The sequence below is a fragment of the Acinetobacter sp. Marseille-Q1623 genome, assembly GCF_902809895.1.
In the GTDB taxonomy this organism is placed as follows: Bacteria; Pseudomonadota; Gammaproteobacteria; order Pseudomonadales; family Moraxellaceae; genus Acinetobacter; species Acinetobacter piscicola_A.
Map to the genome: position 1 here is coordinate 1,723,718 of NZ_CADDWG010000001.1, position 12,333 is coordinate 1,736,050.

13 protein-coding genes are annotated in these 12,333 nt (G+C 37.1%); 6 read left to right on the top strand and 7 right to left on the bottom strand.

The window, feature by feature from the left end; genetic code table 11:
• Positions 1–116: 116 nt before the first annotated feature.
• From HUV91_RS08180 to pnuC, 3 genes are all read right to left on the bottom strand, one after another.
• Positions 117–1,274 carry a GGDEF domain-containing protein gene (locus HUV91_RS08180; protein WP_174493091.1) on the bottom strand — a complete coding sequence of 386 codons (1,158 nt, stop codon included), beginning with the start codon at positions 1,272–1,274 and terminating at the stop codon, positions 117–119.
• 322 nt (positions 1,275–1,596) lie between these two features.
• Positions 1,597–1,824 carry a hypothetical protein gene (locus HUV91_RS08185; protein ID WP_228721850.1) on the bottom strand — a complete coding sequence of 76 codons (228 nt, stop codon included), beginning with the start codon at positions 1,822–1,824 and terminating at the stop codon, positions 1,597–1,599.
• A gap of 12 nt (positions 1,825–1,836) precedes the next feature.
• Positions 1,837–2,415: a nicotinamide riboside transporter PnuC gene (pnuC, locus tag HUV91_RS08190; protein WP_130072974.1), complete on the bottom strand. Its 579-nt coding sequence runs from the start codon at positions 2,413–2,415 to the stop codon at positions 1,837–1,839.
• A gap of 287 nt (positions 2,416–2,702) precedes the next feature.
• Here pnuC and HUV91_RS08195 point away from each other — a divergent pair, with 287 nt between their 5' ends.
• The gene (locus HUV91_RS08195; RefSeq protein ID WP_416332277.1) at positions 2,703–3,488 is read left to right on the top strand and encodes a crotonase/enoyl-CoA hydratase family protein; all 786 of its coding nucleotides are present in this window, start codon (positions 2,703–2,705) and stop codon (positions 3,486–3,488) included.
• A 132-nt stretch (positions 3,489–3,620) separates the two neighbouring features.
• On the opposite strand, the gene rnk is transcribed toward HUV91_RS08195, so the two are convergent.
• The 3 genes from rnk to HUV91_RS08210 form a co-directional block, all read right to left on the bottom strand.
• Positions 3,621–4,025, bottom strand: a complete 405-nt coding sequence (gene rnk, locus HUV91_RS08200; protein ID WP_130072976.1) for a nucleoside diphosphate kinase regulator — start codon at positions 4,023–4,025, stop codon at positions 3,621–3,623.
• A 160-nt stretch (positions 4,026–4,185) separates the two neighbouring features.
• Positions 4,186–5,439 carry a serine hydroxymethyltransferase gene (gene glyA / locus HUV91_RS08205; protein ID WP_130072977.1) on the bottom strand — a complete coding sequence of 418 codons (1,254 nt, stop codon included), beginning with the start codon at positions 5,437–5,439 and terminating at the stop codon, positions 4,186–4,188.
• Positions 5,440–5,697: 258 nt separating this feature from the next.
• The gene (locus tag HUV91_RS08210; RefSeq protein ID WP_130072978.1) at positions 5,698–6,591 is read right to left on the bottom strand and encodes a DMT family transporter; all 894 of its coding nucleotides are present in this window, start codon (positions 6,589–6,591) and stop codon (positions 5,698–5,700) included.
• A gap of 193 nt (positions 6,592–6,784) precedes the next feature.
• On the opposite strand from HUV91_RS08210, the gene HUV91_RS08215 reads away from it, so the two are divergent.
• The 3 genes from HUV91_RS08215 to argG all read left to right on the top strand — a co-directional run bounded on the left by HUV91_RS08215 (position 6,785) and on the right by argG (position 9,641).
• Positions 6,785–7,636 (top strand): LysR family transcriptional regulator, encoded by an 852-nt coding sequence (locus HUV91_RS08215; protein ID WP_130072979.1) that lies wholly within the window; start codon positions 6,785–6,787, stop codon positions 7,634–7,636.
• Between the two features lie 184 nt (positions 7,637–7,820).
• Positions 7,821–8,108 (top strand): hypothetical protein, encoded by a 288-nt coding sequence (locus HUV91_RS08220; RefSeq protein WP_174493092.1) that lies wholly within the window; start codon positions 7,821–7,823, stop codon positions 8,106–8,108.
• A 189-nt stretch (positions 8,109–8,297) separates the two neighbouring features.
• Positions 8,298–9,641 carry an argininosuccinate synthase gene (gene argG, locus HUV91_RS08225; RefSeq protein ID WP_130072980.1) on the top strand — a complete coding sequence of 448 codons (1,344 nt, stop codon included), beginning with the start codon at positions 8,298–8,300 and terminating at the stop codon, positions 9,639–9,641.
• 65 nt (positions 9,642–9,706) lie between these two features.
• Here the strand turns inward: argG and HUV91_RS08230 are convergent, their stop codons facing one another.
• Positions 9,707–9,949, bottom strand: coding sequence for a hypothetical protein (locus tag HUV91_RS08230; RefSeq protein WP_130072981.1), 243 nt, complete (start codon positions 9,947–9,949; stop codon positions 9,707–9,709).
• Between the two features lie 466 nt (positions 9,950–10,415).
• On the opposite strand from HUV91_RS08230, the gene HUV91_RS08235 reads away from it, so the two are divergent.
• Both HUV91_RS08235 and HUV91_RS08240 read left to right on the top strand, forming a co-directional pair.
• Positions 10,416–10,706, top strand: a complete 291-nt coding sequence (locus HUV91_RS08235) for a hypothetical protein (RefSeq protein ID WP_174493093.1) — start codon at positions 10,416–10,418, stop codon at positions 10,704–10,706.
• A 1-nt stretch (position 10,707) separates the two neighbouring features.
• Positions 10,708–12,324: a PepSY-associated TM helix domain-containing protein gene (locus HUV91_RS08240; protein WP_174493094.1), complete on the top strand. Its 1,617-nt coding sequence runs from the start codon at positions 10,708–10,710 to the stop codon at positions 12,322–12,324.
• The last annotated feature ends 9 nt before the right edge of the window (positions 12,325–12,333 follow it).

Consider the following 12,333-nt stretch of genomic DNA (forward strand, 5'->3'; position numbering starts at 1 on the left):
TTTATTTCAGTCATGAAGCAAAAAAAGGTAGATAATATTTGAAAATGTATACTGACCATTAAATACCACTCAACAGCTTCATCATCAATGTACTTTTTAACATAGAGATCAATAGCTTAATCATGCTGTATTTCCGCATAATGTCGCACTTGATTACGTCCTTTATGCTTTGCCAAATACAATGCCTGATCTGCTTGACGTAACACTACTTCTTTACTTTGATCTTGTTCAGATATGGCAACACCAAAACTGGCAGTGACATAGAGTTTTTGCTCGTGGTCTAGGATAATCTCTTCTTGTTCAATCAGTTTTCGACATTGTTCAGCAATAAAAATCGTTTGCTCAGTATTTTTATTTTTTAAAATTAATAAAAATTCCTCGCCACCAAAACGTCCGACCATATCATCTTGTCCTACATGCATATCGAGCAATTTAGCCACTTTCGTCAGCACCAAATCCCCAACATCATGTCCATAGGTATCATTGATCATCTTAAAGTGATCTAAATCAAGTAAAACCAAGGCATACGCCGTTTGCTCAAGCTGCATTTGCATTAAGCGCTGTGCCAAACTACGGCGGTTAAAAATATTGGTCAATGGGTCTAATAAACTCATGTTCTGAATCTGTGCTTCACGATTACGCCATTGCGTAAGTAATATCTCAAAAAGAATGATCGAAAATAATAAAATCGGAAAAGACAAAATGAGCATGCTATTCACCCAAAATGGATTTTCCGACAAAATGGTGCCATTGAGTTCCTGGCTAAATAAAGGTGCATAGGGTATAAGTTGCAAGCTACTTAAAATAATTGCACTCAACATAAATATTGAGATCGGAATCGCAGCGCTATAAATTATTTTACGATCAAATAAAACTACACCAACAGACATAAGACTGATATAACTTCCTATCGTTGCAGGACTAATAATCCCAATATTAAAACCGCCATAAATTAATGTAGAAGCAAAATATAAAATCGAAAAATAAGGAAAATAATCTTTCACCCATGTACTATTTTTAAACTTCCACCCCAACCATGCCAACAATAAATATGAAAAGAAAATAATAATAGAAAGTGTTAAATGTGAATAAAATAAATCCACATTCATCCAATATTTTAAAGTCGGGAAACTAAAAACAAATAAATACCATGAAATCCATAGAGCATAGACCAAGGCACCTAGTATCATCACTAGACAACATTTGGTGAGCGTATTCCAGTTGAGAATAATCTCTCCACCTATAAACGCACTGAATTTGCGCCACAATTTCATTTTCATCTGCCGTGTTGACATATTAAGTGTATGCTTCAGTCTATTTTTAAAGAGCAAAATATTATTTACATCACACATATAAAAAATAATATGAATTATTTTGCATAATAAAATGATCACGATGATCAGTCTTTAAAGCATGCATCAATAATAAATAATATGTACTGTATTTCTGAATAAAAAGATAGACTTTATAAATAAAATCATAAATTTAATTATTCAACTCAGCCGCGATTTTGTGATTTAGTCTTCCTTGGAATCACTCAAAATCTTCTCAAATCTGTTATTTTTGCCAGTATAAATCTTATATTGTGATGAATATTCAATGATTAAATATATCCCGATATTCAATACGAATATCAAACTCATCAGCACCATCGTCTAAGCCCGTGACTGTCCATGTCGTCCCCTTTGGAAAATCATTTAGCCATGCCGCATGATAAAAATCTGCCAATGAGTCAAAATTTAAATAACATTCAGGTTGAGCCTTAATTTTGTCTGCAAGTTGTTGAAACTTTTGCTTTTGCATCGCAATCAAATCAATCAACATAGCCTGTGACCTTTAAGTACTCAGCTTGAGCTGTTGCTTTTGTTTGACCTGTGTCCATTGCCACCATCCAAAGGCTGCCATTGCCACAAATGCCGCATATAAACCTGCGGTGAGAAATAAATCTTTGTGAATAAACATACCCACATAAATAATATCAACGAAAACCCATAAAACCCAAGTTGCAATATGTTTACGGCTAGTCCAATAAGTCGCTAACAAACTAAATGCGGCCAACTGTGAGTCCAACCAAGGCAAAGCGGCATCTGTAAAATGATGTAATGACCAGCCAAAAACAAAACCACCCACAGCAGCTAAAATCATTTGCCCTACAACCAACTTTATAGCGATGGGCTCAATACGAATCTCATGATCTTGTTGTTTACCTTTAAGCCATTGATAAAAACCGTAAAAATTCACCATAATAAACAAAAACTGTAAAATGGTTTCACCATACAATTTATATTCGTAGAATAAATAGGCATATAAAATAAAGGCAAGAAAGTTAAACAGCCAACACCACATACTTCGTTTTATGGTCAATGCCACCCCGATGACACTAATGATCACGGAAAATATTTCTAATGGGGACATACGTGGGCTACCCTAAGGAAGAAGTGCTTATTATGAAAAAATACACTGTGAATGCAAGTCTAATTCGCAGGATTATGCATATTTATGCCGTAATTTATCTCCACATCCTTTGATGTCTATACACTTTTCTCAATTACGCTCGCCAACACATCTCACGCTACTATTTTCAATAACATCAACAGGCACTATAAGCGTAATCGTCACATTTTTAAATTTGACAGTTTTCTCATAACCCATTAAAACTTAAATCACACACCACACTCAACACTATAAAAGAGAGAATAATAATGTCAGTACAAGGAAAAGTGAGCCGTGAAATCCGTGGTCATATTTTTTTAATTGGACTCGACCGTACCACTAAACGCAATGCTTTCGACAGTTACATGATTGAAGATTTATCATTGGCATTGACCGAATATGAAAATAATCCTGAACTACGCTGTGCTGTGATTTTCGCACATGGTGACCATTTCACTGCTGGCTTAGATTTAGTCGAGTTACAACCCAAACTTGCTGACGGTGTATTCAATTTTCATCATGATATTGTCAATCCTTGGGGTACAGTCGGTCGGCAACGCAGTAAACCTTTGGTCACAGCGGTACAAGGTTACTGCTATACCGCAGGTATTGAACTTATGTTGAACTCGGACATTGTGGTTGCCAATGAAAATACCCAATTTACTCAAATTGAAGTACAACGTGGCATTTTACCCTTTGGAGGTGCAACAGTGCGTTTTGTACAGGCTGCAGGTTGGGCAAAAGCCATGAAATATATCCTGACAGGTGATTTATTCTATGCACAAACCGCTTATGAAATGAACTTAGTCACAGAAGTAGTTGAAGGCAATAACCAATTAATCCGTGCGATTGAACTGGCTGAACGGATCGCTCAAGCTGCCCCACTTGCAGTACAAGCGACGCTCAAATCGGCGCATCAAGCATTTCTACAAAGTCCCGAAGCAGCTTTTGCCAATCTACAAGAATTGCTCAGCCCATTACTTGGTTCACAAGACGCACAAGAAGGTGTGATGGCAATGTTACAACGTCGTGCTCCACAATTTAAAGGCAGATAATGTCCAGCTTTCATCTATGAATTTAATTAATTGTGTTTAAAAATAAAAATGCTTTCAAGATAGTGAAGTGCCTACTGTTGTAGCAAATGATGATTCTCATAATAAAGCCATCATGATGATGGCTTTAAATACTTAAATAAATTTCCCTTCACGTTCAGGTTGATACAGAACTTTTTCAATTTTGACTTTCATGGTGTGACCATCGGGTTGTGGCCATTCAATTTCCTGACCTTCAGCTAAGCCAATAATCGCAGCACCAATTGGGGCAAGAATATTGACTTGACCTTTATCCCCTTTAAAGTCATGTGGATACACCAAAGTAATTTCTGTTGCTTCTGTTGCAGGCGCAATTGTAATCAACACTTTGGCATTCATCGTCACAATATTGGCAGGAATATCCTGTGGTGCAACCACATCTGCACGTGCCAACTCATCTTCTAAATGTTCCATTGTGGGTGTTAATTTAGTTTGATGTTCAAGCATCGTTTCTAAACGATGTAAATCTTGTTCTGTAATTACAATCTTCGGTTGAGCCATGTACTTCACTTCCTTTAATTTATATGATGAACGAGCAACAGCAATAAAAATTTAATGTCTAACTTCCACTTATAACAGAAATTATGACAATTGAATAATCCACTCACTTTTTTAAAGCTATAAAAAAAGCCCCCTTGAGGGGGCTTTCTCAAGTCAATGCTTATTTTGCATAAACAGGGAATTTAGCGCATACAGCTTCAACTTTCGCTTTCACTGCATTAATTACTGCTTCATCACCTTTCGCATCTAAAATATCTGCGATCCAACCTGCAAGGTCACGTACTTCAGCTTCACCGAAACCACGAGTTGTGACAGCAGGAGTACCAATACGAATACCTGAAGTCACAAATGGAGAACGTGGGTCATTTGGTACAGAGTTTTTGTTCACTGTAATGTGAGCAGCACCCAACCATGCATCAGCATCTTTACCTGTAATGTCTTGTTTAATTAAAGACAATAGGAACAAGTGGTTTTTAGTACCACCAGATACAACGTCATAACCACGCTCAATTAGCACTTCAGCCATTGCTTGTGCATTCTTAACAACTTGTTGTTGGTAAGCTTTGTACTCAGGAGCCATTGCTTCTTTAAAACAAATTGCTTTCGCAGCAACTGCATGAACTAAAGGACCACCTTGGTTACCAGGGAATACAGCAGATTGAAGTTTTTTCTCAATTTCTTCATTTGCTTTGGCAAGGATTAAACCTGAACGTGGACCACGTAAAGTTTTATGTGTAGTCGTTGTTGTGACATCAGCAATTTGCACTGGGCTTGGGTAAACACCCGCAGCAACAAGACCTGCAACGTGAGCCATATCTACGAATAAGTAAGCGCCAACTTTGTCCGCGATTTCACGGAAACGTTGCCAATCTACGATTTGGCTATAAGCAGAGAAACCAGCCACGATCATACGTGGTTTATGTTCTACAGCTAAACGCTCAACTTCTTCATAATCGATTTCACCAGTTTCTGGATTTAAACCGTATTGAATCGCATTATATGTTTTACCTGAGAAACTTACTTTTGCACCGTGCGTCAAGTGACCACCGTGAGCAAGACTCATCCCAAGAACTGTATCGCCTGGGTTAAGAAGTGCAAGGTAAACTGCTGAGTTTGCTTGAGAACCTGCATGCGGTTGAACGTTTGCATAGTCAGCACCAAAAAGCTCTTTAGCACGATCAATCGCCAATTGTTCGATCACGTCTACATATTCACAACCGCCATAATAGCGTTTGCCTGGGTAGCCTTCTGCATATTTGTTAGTGAGTTTTGAGCCTTGTGCTTCCATTACTGCTGGTGAGCAATAGTTTTCAGAAGCGATTAACTCAATATGCGCTTCTTGGCGAGCATCTTCATTCGAGATTGCTTGCGCTAATTCAGGGTCAAATTCAGCAATAGAGATATTGGCAAACATTAGCGAGGTCCTATGAAATGTAGGGCTTTTAAGCCGTGCTAAGATTGGCGCATATTGTAGCATGAAGTTTTTAAAGATTGAGAATGAACTTTACTCAGTTTTTCATAAAAACTTCTTTATATTGCAACAAAACTGTTTTATGAGGTCAAATTAATGCTTTGGATTTAAAGCTAAGTGCTTTCAAAGTTAAAAAATAAATGGAACTTATCTGTTGAACATTTAATCTAAGCTTTGAATATCAATATTTCAAAATACGCATTACTTAGTAGTGAACACAATTTTGGGTTTTAAAGCACTAAATAAAATCCCCACAGCAATCAAAATCGCCCCTGTCCAAATATAAAATGTTAATGGCTCGTGCCACAACACATAGCCGAAAAATAAACTGAGAATTGGGATACTCATTACGGAAATGGATGCCACAAAAGTATCAACTTGACTCACAATCCAATTCCACAATGCAAATGCAGCACCTGTACCAACCACGGCAATATAAAGCAAGAGTGAATCGTTCAATGGATTCAGCCATACTTTCGGATCAACAGTTTCAAATGTTAGAGATCCGATAAGCAACACCACCCCACCGAGCAACATTTGCCAAATCGTCAATTTGATTTTGTCATAATTCGCAAAATTCTTTTTAATATAAACAGTCGTCATTGCCCAGAAAAAGCCTGATAGAATCAAACACACTTGACCAAGCAATGCCATATTCAAATGTAAATGTTGCAACTGTGGCCAAAGAATTGCTGTTAATCCTAAAAAGCCGAAAAGCAAGCCGAGCATTTTTTGTGAGTTCAACCGTTCTTTTAAAATAAAGTGTGCCAATATTCCGACAAAAATAGGCATCGTAAATACCAAGACTGCTGACAGACCCGAATCAACGAATTGCATGGCAAAAGTTTGAGTTGCATAAAAACCAAAACACATCAAAAAACTTGAAATAATAAGTTTTTTCCACTCATTACGTTTAGGTAAGATGGATTTCTGTATCAGTTTCTGCGCGAGCATTAAAGTCAATGCCGCCAAAAGCAAACGAACTGAAATAAATAAAAATGGCGGGAAGATTTGCAAAACATGTTTAACAACGCCCCATAATGAGCCCCAAATCAAGCACAATACAGCAATTGCACTCACAACTTTGATATTCATTTGTCGCACTCATTAGATGGAAATTAGATGCAGTTTAAATAATAAATGACATCATGAATAATGTTATGTTTTAATGTATACATCATTTTTTTTGATGTGTGGTTTTTCTACTGTGCGTTCATGCAATAATCAAACTTAAGTGAGAAAGCATTGTTTGATGAATCAAGCGAAAATAAATAATTGAGGTATTACAATGAATATTGACATGGGTGATATTAAGTCCTTTGTGACTGTTGCAGAACTGAAAAGCATTTCTGCAGCTGCCAATAAGCTCAATTATTTACAGTCAAATATGACCGCTAAAATTAAAAAAATTGAAAATCACTATAAACGTCAGCTATTTATACGTAAACCTAAAGGCGTAGAATTAACTGAATCAGGTATTGATTTGTATCAGCAATATAAAAAAATGATGTTCACTTGGGAAGAAACTGAAAATAAGATTTACCAACAAGAAAAAAAATTGCGTTTTGGTACCAATACGAGTTTGGGTGGTATGCGTTTCTACCCTTCTTTTAAGCAACTTTGTGAAACTTATTTAGACATTTCAATCACAATGAAAACAGGCTCAACGGGTTTCATTGAAGACGAAGTTTTGTATGGAAATATCGATATTGCCTATGTTTTGGGGCACCCAAATCATAAAAGTCTGCATTATATTCATAAAGCTGAAGATGAACTCGTAGTCATTGGTAAAGATTTACATCGCTATCAAAACATCAATGATGCCTTACATAAGAAGAATATTTTATATACTTCATTAGATTGTTGTTATTGGTCAATGCTCGATAAATTATTTCAAGATTTTCAAATCGAACGCGGCGAACAAACCCATATCAATGATTATGAATCTCTTGTTAATTTTACGCAATTGGGTCTAGGGATTGCGATGGTGACCAAAACAGTTGCAAAGAAATATCACATTGAGCATTATCTTGAAATTCCTAAACCATATCGTGACATAGGCTTATACCTCATTGCACGCAATGATCATGTATTTACACCCATTGAGAAACAGTTTATTGGTTTGAATGATCAATTGTAAATAAGGAAATATCATGCACATCACAGGTTATGACTATATTTTTTATTCACCAGTAAGCTACAATAAGTTTTTCAAACGTTTTCGCAAAAAAATTAAACAGCACGTTTGGTGAACCAATCTAGAAAGTTTTGATTATGATAAAAAAGAAGACAACATCATTGCTTATTTTCAAAAAGATTCGCTCATGGATCAATTCAGTGATGAACATGGCTATGCACTTAATACTGAAGGAGAAGGTCCATTTGCCATTTTCACCTCTAAACATCGAACACATGAAGTCCAAAGTTTTGTACGTGATTTAAAATCCACAGTGGATGGAGAAGAATTTAATGATGAATCCCGTATAACAACTGTATATATCTGTAGCAAAATTTATCGTTATACCCTCGTGCTACCAGCTGATATTGATACAGATCCATTTTCAAAGCTGATCCATGCATGTGCTTTCACATCTCTCAAGAAAAATAAGTAAGCATTTAATCGCAAAGCTAAATCATCCCTAGTAAGCAAAACAAATTTTCCATTTAAAAAATGAATATATTTTTAAATTGCCGTTTTGATAAGGAAAACAAGTGCGTTAAAAAGTGCTATCATATCGCCCATATAATTTTTTTCGGTACACCCATGCGTGTACCAATATTCGTAAAAGTTAGGAATAGCAATGACTGATAATGCAACGATCTTGCAGCATGTACCAGTAGGCAAAAAAGTAGGTATCGCTTTCTCTGGTGGTCTAGATACTTCAGCTGCTTTATTGTGGATGAAACAAAAAGGCGCTGAACCTTATGCATATACTGCAAACTTAGGTCAACCTGATGAAGATGACTATGATGCAATCCCACGTAAAGCAGAAGCTTACGGTGCGGTAAAAGCTCGCTTGGTCGATTGCCGTTTACAACTTGCATTGGAAGGTATTGCTGCAATTCAATGTGGCGCATTCCATATCAGCACTGGTGGCGTTCCTTACTTCAACACAACTCCGCTTGGTCGTGCAGTAACAGGTACAATGCTTGTCACTGCCATGAAAGAAGATGACGTGAACATCTGGGGTGATGGTTCAACTTATAAAGGTAACGATATTGAACGTTTCTATCGTTATGGTTTATTGACCAATCCAGCACTTAAAATTTACAAACCATGGTTAGACCAACAGTTCATCGATGAGCTTGGTGGTCGTGCAGAAATGTCACAATTCTTGATCGACAATGGTTTTGATTACAAAATGTCAAAAGAAAAAGCATATTCAACTGACTCGAATATGTTAGGTGCAACACACGAAGCAAAAGATCTTGAATACTTAAATGCGGGTATCAAAATCGTTGATCCAATCATGGGCGTTGCATTCTGGAAAGAAGACGTAAAAATTGATGCTGAAGAAGTATCCATTACTTTTGAAGAAGGCTTCCCTGTTGCTTTAAATGGCAAACGTATCGAAGATCCTGTTGAATTGATCCTTGAAGCAAATCGCATTGGTGGTCGTCATGGTCTAGGTATGTCGGATCAAATCGAAAACCGTATTATCGAAGCGAAATCTCGTGGTATTTATGAAGCTCCAGGTATGGCACTGCTTCACATCGCTTATGAACGCCTTGTAACTGGTATTCACAACGAAGACACCATCGAACAATACCGCATTAACGGTTTACGTTTAGGTCGTTTATTGTACCAAGGTCGTTGGTTCGATTCTCAATCTTTAATGCTTCGTGAAACTGCACAACGTTGGGTGGCTAAAGCAATTACAGGTACTGTAACTTTAGAACTTCGTCGCGGTAATGACTATACCATCATGAACACTGAATCTGAAAACTTGACCTATGAAGCTGAACGCTTAACCATGGAAAAAGGCGATTCAATGTTCACGCCTATGGATCGTATTGGTCAATTAACGATGCGTAACCTTGACATCACAGATACACGTGCAAAATTGGGTATCTATACAGGTGCAGGTTTATTGGCTGTCGGTACAGGTTCTGCTGTTCCTCAATTAAAAGACAAAAACAAATAATTTTGCATTTGTTTGGTGTCAAAAAAAACCGCTCAATGTTGAGCGGTTTTTTTATCAATCTTTATTTAAGATTCACTGACAGTTTGTTTTGGGTCTATGGCTTGCTGAATTTTTTGTTGCTGTTTTTGAAATTCAATTTTTTCAGCTTGCTGTTGGCGGATACGATCATATTCCTTTTGATTTTCAGCATCATTTTTTGCAGCAAAAAATACCAGAGCAATCAGTGTGACTGGAATCAGAATACCTAAACTGAGAATAAATAAAAGTTTTGTATGACTTTTTTTGGCTGTGGGCACAGTTGAATTCATGTGTTCTCATTCCTCAAGCAAAAATCAGCATCATTTTGGTGATGCACTATAACAAAAATACTGTTCAATAGCAGGTTAAATCCGTTTCTCTGATGATTTGACCTTCTGTATAAGCGACAAACAAAACATAAATAATTATTTTTACTATTTAATAATGATTATCATTTATATATACTGTATTGTAAATATACATATCTCCGTGTTGATTCAACATGAAAATTTTAGGCATTTGCTTTGTCTTTTTAGGTGCTTTTAGCATCTATAGCAGCCACCACAATCAAAACCTATTCGCTAAACCGCTACCTCCATTATTCAAATGGCTTGGTATGAGTGCATTAATCATCAGTTTAGTCTTACTGATCATTAGCTTACCAAAGCTTGTTGCCTGTTTAATTTGGGTCATGTTGTTAATTACTGTTTGGTCTTTTGCTCCATTTTTAAGCTTATTTAAACGGAAATGATTGCCATGAAAACAAAAATACAACGCCCTATGCAGCCCGATTGGTGGACAAAAACGCTTGTTGGCGCATTTTTGGGGCTGAGTCTATCGATTGCCTTGGCAAGTTTGGTGCTAGTGATCGGACTTCATTTTTTAGCACAAGCCACAATTGCACAAATTGCAATGTGGTGTATCGCATGGTTTTGGTTGCCGTTATTTTTTCTGAGTTACTTATGTCGAACAGGCAAACAGGCTCTACTATTTTTCAGTATCGCCAATGTAATTGCCTTTAGTTTACTTTTTGGATTAAGGGCTTAGTATGAAAATTCGTTCAGACCTTATGAAAATTGCCAAAAACTTGCATACATGGGTTGGTGTCAGTGCGGGCATTTTGCTGTTCATCTGCTTTTTTGCAGGGGGGCTAAGTATGTTTCAACATCAAATTAGCCAATGGGCAACACCTGAAAAACAGCAGCTTCCACACATTCAAGTGCATCAATATGGGCAGCTTATTCAACAGGTACAAGAAAAATACCCTGCAACAGCAAACAGTTTTACCCTCAACTTTAATTCGAATGAATATCATTTTGCTCCATTGTCATGGAGTGAAAAAAGTCGAGGTGAGGGTTTTAATACCGCACAAAACACGTGGCTTGCGAGTTTAAGTGAACAAGGAGAATTGATCGTACAACAAGAAAATCTTGCCAAAGCAGGTTGGTTAATTGAACAGTTACATGAAACAGCCGGTATCCCTGGCATGCTTGGACATCATGCTTTTGGGGTCTATGTCATGGGTATTGTTGCTGTTTTATACTTTTTGGCACTCATGTCAGGGTTAATCATTTTATTACCGACATTAATCAAAGATTATTTTGTCATTCGTCCTGGTAAAAACAAAAAGCGTTTTTGGTTAGACACACATAATGTTGTAGGCATTACCAGTTTACCCTTTCATATTCTCATCAGTGCATCTGTGATTGTATTTGCATTTCATGATTTATTCTATGATGCTTTGGGCGCGTTGGCACTCAAAGGCAAACCTGTTTTTAGCCCACCAGCCAAAGAAGTGATCCATATCTCTCATCATAAAATTGATATTCAGCAGATTTTGAACAAGATTCATAAAACTGCACCTGAGTATCGAGTGGATTACATTCAATTTAGCAATTTAGATCAACCACAAAAAGCGGCTGCACGTATTGCATTATATAGCCCCGATCAAATGTTACGCGGTGCATCACAAGACTTTATGCGTATGAATCCCTATGCAGTAGAAAAATTGGATGCTAGCGGCATCAATACCCAAAACGGCACCAGTGAAAAACTCGTCAATACCATGTTTAGTTTACATTTCGGTAGTTTTGGTGGCTTTACAGTGCGTTGGCTGTACTTAATCTTAGGTATTGGTGGCGCATTTTTGTTTTATTCAGGAAATATGTTGTGGGTCGAAACGCGTGCACGCAAACAAAAACGTGCGCAAGACCCTATTCCAACTCAGCGTAAAGATGTGGTATTTCTCGCAAATTTAACTATCGGAACATGCTTAGGCTGTATTTTAGCCATTGTTGCAACGCTGATGCTCAGTCGTATCATTTTCCAATATGTTACGTTAAATAGCAGCAATCACTTTTTTATGTATGGTTATTATCTGATTTTTTTGGCTTGTATTGTATTTACATTTATCAAAGGGTATGCCAAAGCATTACCCATATTGCTGATGACGATTGCAATGTGTTTAATGTTGATGCCATTGACCAGTTTAATCGGGACCTATATCCCGAGTAGCGGGATTTCTGTCTACGGTGGTACAACGTTTTGGATTGATTTTGTTGCATTGGTGGCAGCATGGGCATTTTTCAGATTTTATCAACAAGCAAAAGATCGCCAACAGAATACCGAACAAGGTTCTTTATGGGCTGTAACGAGTCAAAAGTGACATTGTAAT